The 16,124-nt window shown below is 62.9% G+C and carries 16 protein-coding genes; 9 read left to right on the plus strand and 7 right to left on the minus strand.

The window, feature by feature from the left end; translation table 11 throughout:
• Positions 1-5: 5 nt before the first annotated feature.
• Together rpsP and ffh are read right to left on the minus strand one after the other, a co-directional pair.
• Positions 6-257 carry a 30S ribosomal protein S16 gene (rpsP, locus tag C4J88_RS21700; RefSeq protein WP_003175899.1) on the minus strand — a complete coding sequence of 84 codons (252 nt, stop codon included), beginning with the start codon at positions 255-257 and terminating at the stop codon, positions 6-8.
• Positions 258-509: 252 nt separating this feature from the next.
• Positions 510-1,886, minus strand: coding sequence for a signal recognition particle protein (ffh, locus tag C4J88_RS21705; protein ID WP_124364259.1), 1,377 nt, complete (start codon positions 1,884-1,886; stop codon positions 510-512).
• 234 nt (positions 1,887-2,120) lie between these two features.
• Here ffh and C4J88_RS21710 point away from each other — a divergent pair, with 234 nt between their 5' ends.
• The 3 genes from C4J88_RS21710 to C4J88_RS21720 all read left to right on the plus strand — a co-directional run bounded on the left by C4J88_RS21710 (position 2,121) and on the right by C4J88_RS21720 (position 5,868).
• Positions 2,121-2,933 (plus strand): inner membrane protein YpjD, encoded by an 813-nt coding sequence (locus C4J88_RS21710; RefSeq protein ID WP_124364260.1) that lies wholly within the window; start codon positions 2,121-2,123, stop codon positions 2,931-2,933.
• Between the two features lie 12 nt (positions 2,934-2,945).
• Complete coding sequence (locus tag C4J88_RS21715) at positions 2,946-4,184, plus strand: transporter associated domain-containing protein (protein WP_124368234.1); 1,239 nt, start codon at positions 2,946-2,948, stop codon at positions 4,182-4,184.
• Positions 4,185-4,557: 373 nt separating this feature from the next.
• The gene (locus C4J88_RS21720) at positions 4,558-5,868 is read left to right on the plus strand and encodes an MFS transporter (protein ID WP_124408076.1); all 1,311 of its coding nucleotides are present in this window, start codon (positions 4,558-4,560) and stop codon (positions 5,866-5,868) included.
• A gap of 117 nt (positions 5,869-5,985) precedes the next feature.
• Here C4J88_RS21720 and purT read toward each other — a convergent pair whose 3' ends face one another.
• The 5 genes from purT to C4J88_RS21755 form a co-directional block, all read right to left on the minus strand.
• Complete coding sequence (gene purT / locus C4J88_RS21730; RefSeq protein ID WP_017139720.1) at positions 5,986-7,167, minus strand: formate-dependent phosphoribosylglycinamide formyltransferase; 1,182 nt, start codon at positions 7,165-7,167, stop codon at positions 5,986-5,988.
• Between the two features lie 69 nt (positions 7,168-7,236).
• Entirely contained in the window at positions 7,237-7,704 is a 468-nt protein-coding gene (locus C4J88_RS21735; protein ID WP_124368235.1) for a VUT family protein, read from the minus strand.
• A 108-nt stretch (positions 7,705-7,812) separates the two neighbouring features.
• Positions 7,813-8,016: a DUF1289 domain-containing protein gene (locus C4J88_RS21745; protein WP_124408078.1), complete on the minus strand. Its 204-nt coding sequence runs from the start codon at positions 8,014-8,016 to the stop codon at positions 7,813-7,815.
• On the minus strand, positions 8,013-8,537 hold the full coding sequence (locus tag C4J88_RS21750; protein WP_124408079.1) for a gamma carbonic anhydrase family protein: 525 nt from the start codon (positions 8,535-8,537) through the stop codon (positions 8,013-8,015). The genes C4J88_RS21745 and C4J88_RS21750 overlap by 4 nt, the downstream gene beginning before the upstream one ends.
• A 36-nt stretch (positions 8,538-8,573) precedes the next feature.
• Positions 8,574-9,176 carry a CoA pyrophosphatase gene (locus C4J88_RS21755; RefSeq protein WP_033898592.1) on the minus strand — a complete coding sequence of 201 codons (603 nt, stop codon included), beginning with the start codon at positions 9,174-9,176 and terminating at the stop codon, positions 8,574-8,576.
• Positions 9,177-9,322: 146 nt separating this feature from the next.
• On the opposite strand from C4J88_RS21755, the gene C4J88_RS21760 reads away from it, so the two are divergent.
• The 6 genes from C4J88_RS21760 to ptsP all read left to right on the plus strand — a co-directional run bounded on the left by C4J88_RS21760 (position 9,323) and on the right by ptsP (position 16,101).
• Complete coding sequence (locus C4J88_RS21760) at positions 9,323-9,871, plus strand: NUDIX hydrolase (RefSeq protein WP_124408080.1); 549 nt, start codon at positions 9,323-9,325, stop codon at positions 9,869-9,871.
• A 37-nt stretch (positions 9,872-9,908) separates the two neighbouring features.
• Positions 9,909-10,412 (plus strand): murein L,D-transpeptidase family protein, encoded by a 504-nt coding sequence (locus C4J88_RS21765; protein WP_124364269.1) that lies wholly within the window; start codon positions 9,909-9,911, stop codon positions 10,410-10,412.
• Between the two features lie 261 nt (positions 10,413-10,673).
• Complete coding sequence (locus tag C4J88_RS21770; protein WP_124364270.1) at positions 10,674-11,405, plus strand: GntR family transcriptional regulator; 732 nt, start codon at positions 10,674-10,676, stop codon at positions 11,403-11,405.
• A gap of 36 nt (positions 11,406-11,441) precedes the next feature.
• A complete protein-coding gene (nagA, locus tag C4J88_RS21775; RefSeq protein WP_124408081.1) occupies positions 11,442-12,548 on the plus strand; it encodes an N-acetylglucosamine-6-phosphate deacetylase in 1,107 nt (368 codons plus the stop codon).
• Positions 12,541-13,551 carry an SIS domain-containing protein gene (locus tag C4J88_RS21780; protein ID WP_124408668.1) on the plus strand — a complete coding sequence of 337 codons (1,011 nt, stop codon included), beginning with the start codon at positions 12,541-12,543 and terminating at the stop codon, positions 13,549-13,551. The genes nagA and C4J88_RS21780 overlap by 8 nt, the downstream gene beginning before the upstream one ends.
• 36 nt (positions 13,552-13,587) lie before the next feature.
• Positions 13,588-16,101 carry a phosphoenolpyruvate--protein phosphotransferase gene (gene ptsP / locus C4J88_RS21785; RefSeq protein WP_124408082.1) on the plus strand — a complete coding sequence of 838 codons (2,514 nt, stop codon included), beginning with the start codon at positions 13,588-13,590 and terminating at the stop codon, positions 16,099-16,101.
• Positions 16,102-16,124 lie beyond the last annotated feature (23 nt).

Raw genomic sequence — 16,124 nt, forward strand, 5'->3', positions numbered from 1 at the left:
ATTGCTCAGGCTGCGGCCTTAGCCGAGTCCTTCAACAACTTTGCAACGCGCTCGGATGGCTGTGCACCCACGCTCAGCCAGTAGGCTACGCGCTCTTGGTTCACGGACAGACGAACTTCTTGACCACGAGCAACAGGGTTGAAGAAACCAACCTGTTCCTTATGCGAACCGTCGCGCGGGTTGCGGCTGTCGGTTACGGTCAAGTGGTAAAACGGGCGCTTTTTGGAGCCGCCAAGGGCAAGACGGATTGTTAGCATGTGAACATCGTTCCTGTAGTCGGTGCTGCAAATCTAAATGCACAGCGGGCATAGGTGCCCGAAAGGCCGCATATTCTAAGGAATATCCGGACTTTTGCAAATGTCTTTTTCTGGCGCCTATCAGCGTGCCATTCAGATCTGCTATAGAGCCGTCGGTTAAAACGGCAAGTCAGCGCCCGCCAACGGCGGGTTTGCTGGAGATCCCACATCCCTGTGGGTCGGAGCGCAAGCGAAGGCTTGCGCTCGAATACTTTACATTTTCGGCATACCGCCGCCGGGCAACATACCGCCCATGCCGCGCATCATCTTGGCCATACCGCCCTTGGCGGAGAACTTCTTCATCATCTTCTGCATCTGCTTGTGCTGCTTGATCAAGCGACCGATGTCCTGCACCTGGGTGCCGGAACCCATGGCGATCCGACGCTTGCGCGAACCGCTGATCAGCTCAGGGTCGCGGCGCTCGGCCGGGGTCATGGAGTTGATGATGGCTTCCATCTGCTTGAATTGCTTCTCTGCCGCGCCCTGGGCGTTGCCCATTTGCGCCAGGTTCACGCCGCCGATGTTCGGCAGCTTGTCCATCAGGCCGCCGAGGCCGCCCATGTTCTTCATTTGCTGCAGCTGGTCGCGGAAGTCTTCGAGGTCGAAGCCCTTGCCCTTCTTCAGCTTTTTGGCCAGTTTGTCGGCCTTGTCTTTATCGAGCGTGGCTTCGGCCTGTTCGATCAGGCTGAGCACGTCGCCCATGCCGAGGATACGCGAGGCGATACGCTCCGGGTGGAACGGTTCGAGCGCTTCGCTCTTCTCGCCCATACCGATGAACTTGATCGGCTTGCCGGTGATGGCGCGTACCGACAGCGCGGCGCCGCCACGGGCGTCGCCGTCTACCTTGGTCAGGATCACGCCGGTCAGCGGCAGTGCGTCACCGAAGGCCTTGGCGGTGTTGGCGGCATCCTGGCCGGTCATGGCGTCGACCACGAACAGCGTCTCGACCGGGTTGATCGCGGCATGCAGCGCCTTGATCTCGCCCATCATCTCTTCATCGATGTGCAGGCGACCGGCGGTATCGACGATGACCACGTCGATGAATTTCAGCTTGGCTTCTTTAATAGCCGCAGTGGCGATATCAACCGGCTTCTGGCTCAGGTCCGACGGGAAGAAAGTCACGCCCACTTCGCCCGCGAGCATTTCCAGCTGCTTGATCGCGGCCGGACGGTAGACGTCGGCCGACACCACCATCACCGACTTCTTCTTGCGCTCTTTAAGGAAGCGCGCCAGCTTGCCGGCGGTGGTGGTCTTACCCGCGCCTTGCAGGCCGGCCATCAGCACAACGGCCGGTGGCACGGCGCTGAGGTTCAAATCTTCGTTGGCCGCGCCCATCAGGCTTTCGAGTTCGGCCTGGACGATCTTCACGAACGCCTGGCCCGGGGTCAGGCTGCGCGACACTTCAGTGCCGACCGCACGCTCCTTGACCGAGTTGACGAAGTCCTTCACCACCGGCAAGGCCACGTCGGCCTCCAGCAACGCCATGCGCACTTCACGCAGGGTGTCTTTAATATTGTCCTCGGTCAGCTTGGCCTTGCCGGTTACGTGGCGCAGCGTCTGCGAGAGACGGTCAGTCAAGTTTTCAAACATGCGCGATCCTTTCAGGCCCTATTCATCGAAATGCATTGGTAGACCGAGGTAATGGCGGCCCAGGCTGTGGTAAATCGCTATTAAAAACAGCGCTCGGCGAGCCTGCGGCGTGGGCAGGTCGCGGATTATAGCGAAGACTGCGTCCATGCACACCCGCTGTCTGGCCCAGGAGTCTTTCGTGCAGCGCAGGTGTGTGCCAAACTCAGCGCCTTTCGGGCTTGCCTATCAGGATTTATGCTCCCCTTGTCACCCAGTTTGCTACCCAGCCTCGCCGCCGCCATCGTGTATGCCGCTGCGACTCTCTATCAGGGCTCTCGTCTGGCCCAAGGCACCAAAGCGGACAAACGTCTGCTGGTCGGCCTTGGCGTGCTGGCCCTGCTGGCCCATGCGGCCAGTCTGTTCACCCACCTGCTGACCCCGGTTGGCCTGGGCCTGGATTTTTTCAGCGCTGCCAGCCTGATCGCCGCCGCCGTGATCGCACTGACGCTGCTGGCGTGCTACCGGATTCCGGTCGAAAACCTGCTCGTTCTTTTATTCCCGCTGGGCATGCTCACGGTGCTGCTGGCGCAGTTCGCGCCCACCGGCACCGTCCAGGTGATCGATGAAGAGCCGGGCATCCTCGCGCATATCCTGCTGTCGATCCTGGCCTACGGCATGTTCACCATCGCGGTGTTCCAGTCGCTGCTGGTGCTGTTGCAAGACCACCAGCTCAAGCACAAGCACCCGTCGGGGCTGATCAAGAACTTCCCGCCGCTGCAAACCATGGAAAGCCTGCTGTTCGGTTTTCTGTGGGCCGGCTGGACCTTGTTGTCGCTGTCGCTGATTTCCGGCTGGCTGTTCGTCGAAAACCTGTTCGCCCAGCATCTGGTGCACAAAACCTTGCTGGCCTGCCTGGCCTGGGTGGTGTTCAGCGTATTGCTGTGGGGCCGCAACCGCCTCGGCTGGCGCGGGCACAAGGCCATCCGCTGGACCCTGGCCGGTTTCTGCCTGCTGATGCTGGCCTATTTCGGCAGCAAGCTGGTTCGCGAATACATCCTGCATATCTGACGGGCGGCGATCATGGACAACTTGCCCCTTGGGCCGATGCTCGCCGTAATTGCCCTGCTGATTTTATGGGCGGCACTGTTTACCGCCATCGAAGCCGCGCAACAACACCTGCTGGCCCTGCGCCCCGGCACACGCCAGGGTGACAAGGCGGCCGCGCGCCTGAGCTTCCCGCGCCACAGCCTGATCCTGTGCAACAGCCTGTGTCGTGCAGCCGTCGTGATTCTCTGCACGCTGCTGGCGATCTATGCCTGGGCCCAGAACGGGCCGTGGCTCGGCTGGCTGATCTCGTGCGCATTGCTGCTGATCCTCGCCGACTACCTGCCCCGCGCCCTGGCTACCCGTTATCCACAGGCCATACTGGGCTTCGGTAACGCCCTGCTGGGCGTGCCGCTGAAAATCCTCTATCCCGCCGCCTGGCTGCTCAATGGCATCAGCCTGCTGTTGCTGCGCCCGTTCGCGCGCAAGCCGGGCATAGTGAAAAAGAGCGACGAACCTTCGTCCGACCACGACGACGAGCCGCAGCACGACGCCGACCAAGAGCGCATGCCCAGCATGCCGGGCATCCATGCCCTGGACAACATCACCGTCAACGACATCCTGGTGCCGCGCAGCGACGTGGATGGCATCAACCTGGATGACACGATCGAAGACATCATCGAGCAACTGCGCACCTCCCAGCGCACGCGGCTGCCGGTGTTCCACAGCGATATCAACCAGGTCGAAGCGGTGCTCAACACCCGGCAGGTCCAGCATCTGCTGCCCGATGCCAGCCTGACCAAGGAAGCGCTGCTCGCCGCCTGTCACGAACCCTACTTCGTGCCGGAGAGCACGCCTCTGCAGCTGCAACTGCTGAATTTCCACAAGCAGCAGCGGCGCCTGGGCATGGTGGTGGACGAGTACGGCGAAGTGCTGGGCATCGTGACCCTGGAAGATATCCTCGAAGAAATCGTCGGCGAATTCGAAAGCGACCAGGCGGTGGATAACCCCCATGTCGAAGCCCAACCCGATGGCCGCTACATCATCGACGGCGCTGCCTCGATCCGCGAACTGAACAAAAGCCTGGGCTGGCACCTGCCCAGCGACGGCCCCAAGACCCTCAACGGTTTGGTGACCGAAGCGCTGGAGACCATTCCGGACTGCGCGGTGTGCCTGAAGATTGGCCGTTATCGCCTGGAAATCCTCGAGACAGAGGACAACCGGGTGAGCAAGGTGCTGATCTGGCATACCAGCCACGTGCCCGTCGCCGCATAACCTCCTGCTGGACACAGTTCAAACTGTGGGAGGGGGCTTGCTCCCGATAGCGGTGGATCAGTTATAGATAAGCTGACTGACACACTGCAATCGGGAGCAAGTCGAATCGTCGCACCGCCCCTCCCACATTTAGATTTTCAGCGTGTCAGCCCCCTTGTTGTATGTTCAAACCCCTTCCTATAATCCCTGCGGCTTACCCAAGCCCCCGCCCGACCGCGTGCTACCCGCACTCAGCGCGTCCAGGCAGCGCTTCACCCTGTCCGAGCGGTGTTTGCTCCCATCCCGAGCCACCCCGCGCACAACCCTGATCCATGGGTGTTCGACCAATAATAATCCGCGTCCAAACGCGCAATGACCAATCCGGGATACCGCCATGAGCACCACGTATAACGAGGCCGCAACCGCCGCCCCGACCAACTCGACGGCCCGTGTGGCCACCGCGAGCATCGTCGGCACCGCCATTGAGTTCTACGACTTCTATATCTACGCCACAGCTGCGGCACTGGTCATCGGCCCGGTGTTCTTCCCGCAAACGTCCGGCACCGCGCAGATGCTCGCGTCGTTCCTCACATTCGGTATCGCATTCATAGCGCGCCCACTGGGTTCGGCGCTGTTCGGCCACTTTGGCGACCGTATCGGCCGCAAGTCGACGTTGGTGGCCTCCCTGCTGCTGATGGGCGTGTGCACCACCCTGATCGGCTTGCTGCCGGGCTACGACAGCATTGGCGCCTGGGCACCGATTCTGTTGTGTGTATTGCGCTTCGGCCAAGGCCTGGGCTTGGGCGGGGAATGGGGCGGCGCGGCATTGCTGGCCACCGAGAATGCCCCCAAGGGCAAGCGCGGCTGGTTCGGCATGTTCCCGCAACTGGGCCCGTCGATCGGGTTCCTGGCGGCCAACGGCTTGTTCCTGATCCTGGCCATGAGCCTGAACGACGAGCAGTTCCGCAGCTGGGGCTGGCGCATTCCGTTCATCCTCAGCGCGGCGTTGGTGATGGTGGGCCTGTACGCACGGCTCAAGCTGCACGAGACGCCGGTGTTCGCCAATGCCGTGGCCAAGGAAAAACCGGTGAAAGTGCCGCTGGTGGAACTGTTCAGCCAGCATTGGCTGCCGGTGCTGCTGGGCGCTGCGTCGATGGTGGTGTGCTATGCGCTGTTCTATATCACCACCGCGTTTTCCCTGAGCTACGGGGTGTCGACCCTCGGCTACAGCCGTGAAACCTTCCTCGGCCTGTTGTGCTTCGCAGTGCTGTTCATGGGCCTGGCGACGCCGCTGGCAGCGCTGGCCAGCGACCGCTACGGGCGCAAGCCGGTGCTGATTGTCGGCGCGGTCCTGGCAATCCTGTCGGGCTTTACCATGGAGCCGCTGCTGACCCACGGTTCAACCTGGGCCGTGGCGCTGTTCCTGGCGCTGGAGCTGTTCCTGATGGGCGTGACTTTCGCGCCGATGGGCGCGCTGCTGCCGGAACTGTTCCCGACCCGCGTGCGTTATACCGGCGCGTCGGCGGCGTATAACCTGGGTGGGATCGTGGGGGCGTCGGCCGCGCCGTTCTTCGCGACCAAGCTGGTGGCGATGGGCGGGCTGAGTTATGTCGGTGGGTATGTGTCGGCGGCGGCGTTGCTCAGTTTGATTGCTGTGCTGTGCCTGAAGGAGACGCGGGATAATGATTTGAATCGCGTCGCTTGATGATCGTTCCCACGCTCTGCGTGGGAATGCAGCCCAGGACGCTCTGCGTCCCAAAGCATGACGCAGAGCGTCACAAGAGGCATTCCCACGCGGAGCGTGGGAACGATCAAGCTGAGGTTACAGCTCTACCACAACCGCCTTGGAAGCCCGGGTCGCCTTGGCTCGAGCCGCTTCAATCGACTCATCCCGCGCCAACGCCACGCCCATGCGGCGCTGACCATTGACCTCAGGCTTGCCAAACAGACGCAACGCCGTATCCGGCTCGCTCAAGGCCGCGCCCAGATTGGCGAACGCCGTCTGCGTCGACTGCCCTTCCACCAGGATCACCGCCGATGCCGAAGGCCCGAACTGACGGATCAATGGGATCGGCAGCCCCAGGATGGCACGAGCGTGCAGCGCAAACTGCGACAGGTCCTGAGAAATCAGGGTCACAAGGCCGGTGTCATGCGGGCGCGGTGACACTTCGCTGAACCACACCTGGTCACCCTTGATGAACAGCTCAACGCCAAACAAACCACGGCCACCCAGGGCCTCGGTCACCGCTTTGGCAACCCGCTCGGATTCGGCCAGGGCAATCGGGCTCATGGCTTGGGGCTGCCAGGATTCCTGGTAGTCGCCCTTCTCCTGCCGGTGGCCGACGGGCGCACAGAAAGTGGTGCCCCCGATGTGGCGCACGGTCAGCAGGGTGATTTCGTAGTCGAAGTCGATAAAGCCTTCGATGATCACTCGGCCCTTGCCGGCCCGCCCGCCCTCCTGGGCGTAATCCCAGGCTTTCTGTACATCGTCCGCGCTGCGCAGCAGGCTCTGGCCCTTGCCCGAGGAACTCATCACCGGCTTGACCACGCAGGGAAAGCCCAGGTCTTGCACGGCCTTGCTGTAGTCCTCGAAGGTGTCGGCGAAGTGGTACGGCGAGGTCGGCAGGTCCAGCTCTTCGGCGGCCAGGCGACGGATGCCTTCGCGGTTCATGGTCAGCGATGTGGCACGCGCGGTCGGGATCACGGTGAAGCCTTCAGCTTCCAGCTCGACCAGGGTAGCGGTGGCGATGGCTTCGATTTCCGGCACGATGAAGTGCGGCTTCTCCGCCTCGATCACGGCGCGCAATGCGGCGCCATCGAGCATATTGATCACATGGCTACGGTGCGCAACCTGCATGGCCGGCGCATTGGCGTAGCGATCCACGGCAATCACTTCAACGCCCAGGCGTTGCAGTTCGATTACCACTTCCTTGCCCAGCTCACCGCAGCCACACAGCAAAACGCGGGTCGCGGTTGGCGACAATGGAGTTCCGATTCGGGTCATCTCAGGTCCTCAGGGGAGCGGATCAGGGGGAGAAAGGCCGGCATTTTACATGAACTGCACACGTTGGCCTCAATTGGCGACGGCGCGCCGGCGGATGCGCCAGGCCATGATCAGCCACACCACGGTGACACCGGCGAATTTCGACACCAACGCCGTGCCCGCCACGGCCGGCGTCAGCGCACCGATCAAGCCGAAGAAGATAAACGTATCGAGGGGAATGCTCAGCGCCGAACTTATCCACAGGCGGTCGTGCAGCGGGCGCCGGGTGATGCTGAACACCAGCCAGTCGATGCATTCGGACACCGCAAAGGCCGTGGCGCTGGCCAGGGCGATGGACGGGTCGGAGGTGATATACGACAGCACCAGCGCCGCCAGCATGGCGATGATCGCGCCGTGGCCGAAGCGGGTTTGCACCATGTCACGCAGGATAAACACCAGGCCGCCCCAGGCGGACCAGATGACGTCAAGGTGCGGCGCGGTGGAAAAGGCAAAGTTGATCAGCACGACGCTGCTGATGTAGGCGATCAGGAAGAGCATGAGGCGATAGAACCTGTAGGAGCGAGCTTGTCGCGAAAAACGTCAACGATTACGCGGGAAGCCTGACTATACGCGGTGTTCTTGCGTTTTTCGCGAGCAAGCTCGCTCCTACAGAGGCATCATCCACACCACCCCACTCGCCACCGCCCGCTCATGGCACAACCCCAGCACCACCCGGCGCTCGGCATTGTCCATGCGGCTCCACCGCGTAATCTCATCCACGCTGCGCTGGCAACCGGTGCAGATATCGTCATCATCCAGCGCGCAAATGCTCACGCACGGCGAGGCGACCGGGCGTTCAACCGTACTCATTCTGCCTGCTCAACCAGGTCACGCGCATACCGCTGCGCGTTATGCACATAGTGCGCGGCACTGGCTTCAAGCATGCGTTTCTGCGCCTCGGTCAGCTCACGCACCACCTTGCCCGGCGAGCCCATCACCAGCGAGCCATCAGGAATTTCCTTGCCTTCGCCGATCAGCGAATTGGCGCCGATGATGCAGTGTTTGCCGATCTTCGCGCCGTTGAGGATCACCGCGTTGATGCCGATCAGGCTGTAGTCGCCTACCGTGCAGCCGTGCAGCATGGCGTTATGGCCGATGGTCACGCCGGTGCCGAGGGTCAGTGGGTAGCCCATGTCGGTGTGCATCACGCTGCCGTCCTGCACGTTGCTGTTCTTGCCGATCAGGATCAGTTCGTTGTCGCCGCGCAATACCGCGTTGAACCACACGTTGGCGCCCTCCTCCAGCTTGACCTTGCCCACCAGCGTGGCATTGGGTGCGACCCAGCTCTGCGGATGGGTCTCGACGCTGGCATCGCCCAGGCGGTATTTCATGATTTTCCCTCACGGCTTTGCCATTCAAACGACGGCTTAGATATTGATGAAGCTCTTGGGTGGCTGGTGCAGGCTGATCTGGGCATCGTCATAGAGCAGGTTGATCAGCTCGACGATCATGATTGCCGTCAGGCCCCAGATTTTGTATTCGCCGAACCTGTAGCTTGGCACATACCAACTGCGGCCCTGGTAGTCGATGCGGTGGGTGTGCTCGCGCGGGTCCTGGCGGAAAAAATCCAGGGGCACGCTGAAGACCGCTGCGATCTCGGCGTCGTTGGCCAGGTATTCGACGTAGTCGGGGATGACGCCCACGTACGGCGTTACGCGGATGCCGTGCAGAGAGATCAATGGGCTCAATGGCCCGATGACCTCGACCAGCCCCGGCGGCAGGCCGATTTCTTCTTCGGCTTCGCGCAGAGCAGTAAAAATCAGGTCTGGGTCTTCGGGGTCGCGGCGCCCGCCGGGAAAGGCCACTTCGCCACCGTGGGTCGACAGGCCGCTGGCGCGCAGGGTCAGGATCAGCTCGGGTTCGTCACTGCGAGTAATCGGCACCAGCACCGCGGCCTCGGGGAAACGCCCGTCAGTCTCCAGGGTGTGGGGAGTGTGATTGCTTACCCGGCGAAGTAGCTCGTCCAGCATGAGTCATCTCGGTCTGTTGGCTACCTTGCATCATGCACCAAAGCGGGCGGGCGCCCAACCCCAAAACCAGCGGCATGTCGCTAAACGACAACTTGCAGCGTCCTGCCTGCCAAGCCAAGATAGGCCCACTCTCCAGGAACCCCAGCATGAACTTCTGCAGCCAGTGCGGTAAACCGGTTATCCAACGCATCCCCGAAGGCGACGCACGCCTGCGCTATGTCTGCGATCACTGCGCGACCATTCACTACCAGAACCCCAATATCGTCGCCGGTACCCTGCCGGTATGGGGCGACAAAGTGCTGCTGTGCCGCCGCGCCATCGAGCCGCGCCTGGGTTACTGGACCCTGCCCGCAGGCTTTATGGAAAACGGCGAAACCGTGGCCCAGGCGGCCATGCGCGAGACGCTGGAAGAAGCCTGCGCCCGCGTGCGCAACCTGAGCCTCTATACGCTGATTGACGTACCGCACATCAGCCAGGTGCATATTTTCTATCGCGCCGAGCTGGTCGACCTGGACTTCGCCGCAGGCCAGGAAAGCCTGGAAGTGAAGCTGTTCGCCGAAGCCGATATCCCTTGGTCCGAGCTGGCTTTCCGCACGGTCGGGCGTACCTTAGAATGCTTCTTCGCTGACCGTCGGCAACAGCTGTTCCCGGTGCGAAGCGAGTCGGTGCCACCCCTGTCCAAGCCCGCCCAATAACAAGCCGGCCACTCATCGCCAAAGGGAAACCGTTTCAATGCGTTGGTTGCTTGCTCTTCTCTGCCTGTCGTTCGCTACCCTGTCCTCGGCCTCCACGGTGGAAACACTCGGCGGCAAACCCGTCGAAAAAGTCCTGGTGCTCAAATCCGCCCACCAGTTGCAGTTGATCAACGACGGCAAGCCCCTCAAGACCTATCGCATTTCCCTGGGTAAAAACCCCAAGGGCCACAAGCTGTTCGAGGGCGACCGCCGCACGCCCGAAGGCCTCTACTGGATCGACTGGCGCAAGACCAGCGAGCGTTTCAACCTTGCCATGCACATCTCCTACCCCAACATCAGCGACGCGGCCCGCGCCCGTCGCGAAGGGGTGAAGCCGGGCAGCATGATCATGATCCACGGCACCCCGGACACCGAGGATTACCCGGAACAGTGGTTCCACACCCTGGACTGGACCGACGGCTGCATCGGCATGCGCAATGTGGATATGCGTGAGGTCTGGAGCCTGGTCAAGGACGGCACCCTGATCGAGATTCGGCCCTGATCTGCGACCACTCGTAAAATAATTCGAAAATATTTCCTGCCCCGAGCAGCACCTGCCGGTGAATACCAGTTCACCGTGCGGGCTGCGCCGTCGTGCGCGCCATGAAGACCTTTCTAATACCACTTTGTGCCAGGCACCGTTGCGGTGCCTTGATCCATTGAATGCACCGTTGTGGCTGCATTGACATGGTATTTAAGTGGTATTAATTTTTGACCCATACCGGGCGACAACACTCCAATAACCGCATCGGAAACCTGACAGATGAATCCCATTCTGGCCTTGCGCCCCGACGACAAACAATCCACGCCGCTGTACCTGCAATTGGCGCGCAAGCTCGAAGCGGCGATCCATGCCGGCCAGTGGACATCCGAGCAAGCCCTGCCGTCGGAGCGTGCGCTCAGCGAGCAGTTGAGCATTTCTCGGGTCACCGCCCGCAAAGCGTTGGAAGTGCTGTTTGAGCAGGGCCTGATCCGCCGCAGCCAGGGCTCCGGCACCTTTATCACGCCACGCCTGGAACAGCCGCTGTCGCGCCTGTCGGGGTTCAGCGAGATGTTGCGCCTCAAGGGCTTTGTGCCCGGCTCCCAATGGCTTGAACGCGACATCACCCCGCCGACCCATGAAGAACTGATCCGCCTGTGCCTGTCGACCAATGACAAAGTGGCGCGCCTCAAGCGCCTGCGCAAAGCCGACGACACGGTCATGGCCATTGAAATGACCGCTGTCCCCGCTTCGGTGCTGCCACAGCCGCAGGCCTTGGGCAGCTCGCTGTACGAATACTTCGACAGTATCGGCAAGCCCATCGTCCGTGCCCTGCAGCACGTACAGGCGATCAACGCATCGGATGAATTCGCCAAGTTGGTGGGCATCGCCCCCGGCACCGCCATGCTGCTGATGACCCGGGTCGGCTACACGCTCGATAACACCCCCATAGAAATCACCGACACCTATTGCCGCAACGACTACTACGACTTTGTCGCAGAGCTGCGTAGGTAAGACTTGCCGCCGCGTTGCGGCTTTAGAGAACTGCCCATGTCCGAAGACAACATCCTTACGCCCAGCGGCTGGATCCGCGGCCGCCTGGTGCACGAGCACGGCAAGGTCGTCGCCATCGAAGGCACGCCTTGCAATCCGGCCGACAACGACCTGCCCTACCTGCTGCCGGGCTTTATCGACCTGCATGTGCACGGCGGCGGTGGCAAAGACATCATGGAAGGTGTCGAGGCCTTCGAGACCATCACCCGCACCCATGTGCGATTTGGTACCACCTCGCTGCTGGCCACGACCATGACCGCGCCGGCCGACGAAATCTCCCGCGTGCTCGGCCAGCTCGGCACCTTCTGCGAGCAGCGTCCTACCGGCAGCGCCCGCGTGCTCGGGGTACACCTGGAAGGCCCCTACATCAATCCGGGAAAACTTGGCGCCCAACCCAACTTCGCCCACACTGCATTGATGGCCGAAGTTGAAGCCTACCTGCGCCTGGCGCCGATCCGGGTGATTACCATTGCGCCGGAAATCGCCGGCCACGACAGCCTGATCCGCGCCCTCAGCCAACGCGGCGTGCGCATGCAGATCGGCCACACCCTGGGCAGTTATGAAGAAGGCGTGGCCGCCCTCGCCGCTGGCGCCACCAGCTTTACCCATTTGTACAACGCCATGAGCCCGCTGCATCACCGCGAGCCGGGCATCGTCGGCGCCGCGCTGGCCCACGCCACCTACGCCGAGTTGATTCCCGACCTGCTGCACGTACACCCCGGCGCCATGCGCGTGGCGCTGCGCTCGATCCCGTGCCTGTATTGCGTCACCGACTCCACCGCCGCCGCCGGCATGCCCGATGGCGAATACAAGCTGGGCAGCCACACCGTGACCAAGTGCCTGGGCGGCGTACGCCTGGCGGACGGCACCCTGGCCGGCAGCACCCTGACCATGGACCAGGCACTGCGCAACCTGGTGAAGATCGGTCTGCCGATCAGCGAAGCCTCACAACGCCTGTCGCAATTTCCTGCGGACTACCTGGGCCTGGAAGAACGCGGTCGCCTGCAACCCGGCAGCTTTGCCGACTGCGTGCGCCTGGACCGCGCCCTGACACTCACCGACGTAATGGTCGAAGGAGAAACCATTGACTTCAAAAATGCTTGAAGAGGCGCTGGCCTCCTGTGACGCCGTCGCGGCGCAACTGCAACGCCTGGAGCCGATACTCGAAGACGTCGCCGGTCGCCTGCGCCGCCAGCCACCGCAAGTGGCAATGACCGTTGCGCGTGGCAGTTCGGACCATGCCGCCAGCTACTTCGCCTACCTGGCCATGCAGCATGTGGGGATTCCGGTGGCGTCGCTGCCGATGTCGGTGGTGACCTTGTTGCAGGCGCCGATGAAAGTCAGCGGCCAGGTGGCATTTGGTTTCTCGCAATCGGGGCAAAGCCCGGACTTGGTCAACAGCCTGCGCCTGCTGCGCAAACGCGGGGCCTTGAGCATCTCGATGGTCAACGCCGAAGACTCGCCGCTGCAAGCCGCCTGTGAGTTCCATGTGCCGCTGTGTGCCGGGCCGGAACTCAGCGTGGCCGCCACCAAGAGCTTCATCGCCACGCTCAGCGCCAGCGCGATGCTGGTCGGCCACTGGAACCGGGAAGCCGACCTGCTGCAAGCCTGCAACGCACTGCCCGACGGCCTGCGTGACGCGGCCAAACAGGATTGGCGCGCAGCCATCGAGGCGCTCAAAGGCAGCCAGCGCTTGATGGTGATCGGCCGTGGCGCCGGTTTTGCCGTCGCCCAGGAAGCCGCACTCAAGCTCAAGGAAACCTCGGCGATCCAGGCCGAAGCCTTCAGCAGCGCCGAAGTGCGCCACGGGCCGATGGCCTTGATCGACGCAGACTACCCCTTGCTGGTGTTCGCCCCACGCGGCGCCGAGCAGGCCGGCCTGCTGACCCTGGCCGCCGATATGCGCCAGCGCGGCGCCCGCGTATTGCTGGCGGCGCCGGACGATGTCGCCGAACGCGACCTGACCTTGAGCCGCGCCGAACACCCGAGCCTGGACCCGATCCTGGCCATTCAGAGTTTCTACGTGATGGCGGCAGGCCTGGCGCAGGCTCGGGGCATGAACCCCGACCAGCCCCGTCACCTGAGCAAAGTCACTCGCACTCACTGAGTCGATTGCCGTGTTTTCCTGATGAGTACCGTGCCCATGTCCAACAACAATAACCGACTGACCCTTAGCGCCCCCTTGAGTGGGCCGGTGCTGGCCCTGGGCAGCGTCCCCGACGAAGTGTTCGCCAGCGGCGCGATGGGCGACGGTATTGCCATCGATCCGTTGAATGACTGCCTGCACGCGCCGTGTGACGGGGTGATTATCCACGTCGCCCGCACCGGGCACGCGCTGACCCTGCGCGCCGACAACGGTGCCGAAGTGCTGATGCATGTCGGCATCGACACCGTGGAACTCAATGGTGAAGGTTTTGCCTTGCTGGTGAAGGAAGGCGCGCGGGTGAGCCAGGGCCAGGCGTTGGTGCAATTTGATCTGGACCGCATTGCGCGCCAGTGCAAGAGCCTGGTGAGCTTGATCATCCTGACCAACAGCGACCGCTTCGAACTGACGCCCTGCCCGCTCAGCACGGTCAAGGTCGGGGAGCCGTTGATGCAGGTAACGCTGCGCTCGAGCGCCCCCGCTCAAGCGGCTGTGGATAACTCGAGCGCCGAAGCCAGCGCCAGCGTACGCATCACCCATCGCGGCGGTTTGCATGCGCGCCCTGCTGCGCTGATCCGCAAGACCGCCCAGGGTTTCAGCAGCCAGGCGCAACTGCACTTCGCTGACAAGTCGGCATCGTGTGACAGCCTGATTGGCTTGATGGGATTGGGCATTGGCGAAGGTGACGAAGTACGCGTGACCTGCCGTGGCAACGATGCCGATGCGGCGCTGCAAGGGTTGATCGCGGCGTTGTCCGTGGCGATCCGCGAAGATCACCACGCTCCTGCAGTGGCGGCCGTACCACGTCGCGTCAGTGTGGAAACCGATGTGTTGCAAGGCGTGTGCGCAGCCCCCGGCCTGGTGTGCGGCCCACTGTTTCGCCTGACCGGCATCGAGCTGCCGGAAGACACCGGTAACCATTCCGCCGACGAACAAAAGCAGCGTTTCGACACGGCACTGGAGCAGGTGCGCGGCGAAATCCGCAGCACCCTGGACCACGCCCGCCAACGCAAAAACGTCGACGAAGAAGAAATCTTCGCCGCCCACCTCGCACTGCTGGAAGACCCGGCGTTGCTGCAAGCCGCCGCCGACGCCATTGCCCAGGGCAGCGCCGCCACCCATGCCTGGCGCGATGCGATCCAGGCCCAGTGCGCGGTATTGCTGGCACTGGGCAAGCCCTTGTTTGCCGAACGCGCCAACGACCTGCGCGACCTGCAACAACGCGTATTGCGCGCATTGCTGGGTGAAGCCTGGCACTTCGAATTGCCCGCCGGATCGATTGTCGGCGCCCATGAACTCACCCCCTCGGACCTGCTGCAACTGAGCGAGCAGCAAGCCGTGGGGATCTGCATGGCCGAGGGCGGCGCCACGTCCCACGTCGCGATTCTGGCGCGGGGCAAAGGCTTGCCGTGTGTGGTGGCGCTGGGTGCCGAGCTGCTTGAGGTGCCCCAGGGCCAGCGCGTGGTGCTGGACGCCGCCAATGGCCGCCTGGAACTGGCGCCCAGCGATGCTCGCCATGCTGAAGTCCACCAGATTCGCGATGCGCAGAAAGTCCGCCGCCAGCAGCAACAGGCCCAGGCCCGACTGCCGGCGCGCACCCTCGATGGCGTGAGCATTGAAATCGCCGCCAACGTCGCCTCCAGCGCCGAAGCCCGGCTGGCGTTTGAAAACGGCGCCGATGGCGTCGGCCTGCTGCGCACCGAATTCCTCTTCGTCGACCGCCGCACCGCGCCGGATGAACAGGAGCAGCGCCAGGCCTATCAAGCCGTGCTGGATGCCATGGGCGACAAGTCGGTGATCATCCGCACCATCGACGTGGGCGGCGACAAGCAACTGGACTACCTGCCGCTGCCTGTCGAAGCCAACCCGGTGCTGGGCCTGCGCGGTATTCGCCTGGCCCAGGTGCGCCCGGAACTGCTCGACCTGCAACTGCGCGCGCTGCTGCAAGTCAGCCCGCTGCAGCGCTGCCGCATCCTGCTGCCGATGGTCAGCGAAGTGGATGAGCTGCTGCAGATACGCCAGCGCCTGGATCAATTGTGCGAGGAGCTGGCACTGACCCAGCGCCCCGAACTGGGCGTGATGATCGAAGTGCCCGCCGCCGCGCTGATGGCCGAGCAACTGGCCGAGCATGCGGACTTCTTGTCCATCGGCACCAATGACCTGTCCCAGTACACCCTGGCCATGGACCGCGACCACGCGGGCCTCGCCGCCCGCGTCGATGCGCTGCACCCGGCCTTGCTGCGGCTGATCGCCCAGACCTGCGCCGGTGCGGCGAAACATGGGCGCTGGGTCGGCGTGTGTGGCGCCCTCGCCTCCGACCCATTGGCCACGCCGGTGCTGGTCGGCCTGGGCGTCAGCGAGCTGTCGGTGAGCCCACCGCAGATCGGCGAAATCAAGGACCGCGTCCGCCACCTGGACGCGGCGCAATGCCGGCAATTGAGCCAAGGGTTGCTCGACCTGAGCAGCGCCAAAGCCGTTCGCCACGCCTGTCAACACCACTGGCCGCTGAGCTGAAAACAACAAGAATAGGGAGACAC

Source organism: Pseudomonas sp. R4-39-08, from assembly GCF_003852275.1.
Taxonomy (GTDB): domain Bacteria; phylum Pseudomonadota; class Gammaproteobacteria; order Pseudomonadales; family Pseudomonadaceae; genus Aquipseudomonas.

Coding starts and splice junctions, on each gene's coding strand:
- rpsP (WP_003175899.1), bottom strand. CDS start 257: ATGCTAACAATCCGTCTTGCCCTTGGCGGCTCCAAAAAGCGCCCGTTT.
- ffh (WP_124364259.1), bottom strand. CDS start 1,886: ATGTTTGAAAACTTGACTGACCGTCTCTCGCAGACGCTGCGCCACGTA.
- C4J88_RS21710 (WP_124364260.1), top strand. CDS start 2,121: ATGCTCCCCTTGTCACCCAGTTTGCTACCCAGCCTCGCCGCCGCCATC.
- C4J88_RS21715 (WP_124368234.1), top strand. CDS start 2,946: ATGGACAACTTGCCCCTTGGGCCGATGCTCGCCGTAATTGCCCTGCTG.
- C4J88_RS21720 (WP_124408076.1), top strand. CDS start 4,558: ATGAGCACCACGTATAACGAGGCCGCAACCGCCGCCCCGACCAACTCG.
- purT (WP_017139720.1), bottom strand. CDS start 7,167: ATGACCCGAATCGGAACTCCATTGTCGCCAACCGCGACCCGCGTTTTG.
- C4J88_RS21735 (WP_124368235.1), bottom strand. CDS start 7,704: ATGCTCTTCCTGATCGCCTACATCAGCAGCGTCGTGCTGATCAACTTT.
- C4J88_RS21745 (WP_124408078.1), bottom strand. CDS start 8,016: ATGAGTACGGTTGAACGCCCGGTCGCCTCGCCGTGCGTGAGCATTTGC.
- C4J88_RS21750 (WP_124408079.1), bottom strand. CDS start 8,537: ATGAAATACCGCCTGGGCGATGCCAGCGTCGAGACCCATCCGCAGAGC.
- C4J88_RS21755 (WP_033898592.1), bottom strand. CDS start 9,176: ATGCTGGACGAGCTACTTCGCCGGGTAAGCAATCACACTCCCCACACC.
- C4J88_RS21760 (WP_124408080.1), top strand. CDS start 9,323: ATGAACTTCTGCAGCCAGTGCGGTAAACCGGTTATCCAACGCATCCCC.
- C4J88_RS21765 (WP_124364269.1), top strand. CDS start 9,909: ATGCGTTGGTTGCTTGCTCTTCTCTGCCTGTCGTTCGCTACCCTGTCC.
- C4J88_RS21770 (WP_124364270.1), top strand. CDS start 10,674: ATGAATCCCATTCTGGCCTTGCGCCCCGACGACAAACAATCCACGCCG.
- nagA (WP_124408081.1), top strand. CDS start 11,442: ATGTCCGAAGACAACATCCTTACGCCCAGCGGCTGGATCCGCGGCCGC.
- C4J88_RS21780 (WP_124408668.1), top strand. CDS start 12,541: ATGCTTGAAGAGGCGCTGGCCTCCTGTGACGCCGTCGCGGCGCAACTG.
- ptsP (WP_124408082.1), top strand. CDS start 13,588: ATGTCCAACAACAATAACCGACTGACCCTTAGCGCCCCCTTGAGTGGG.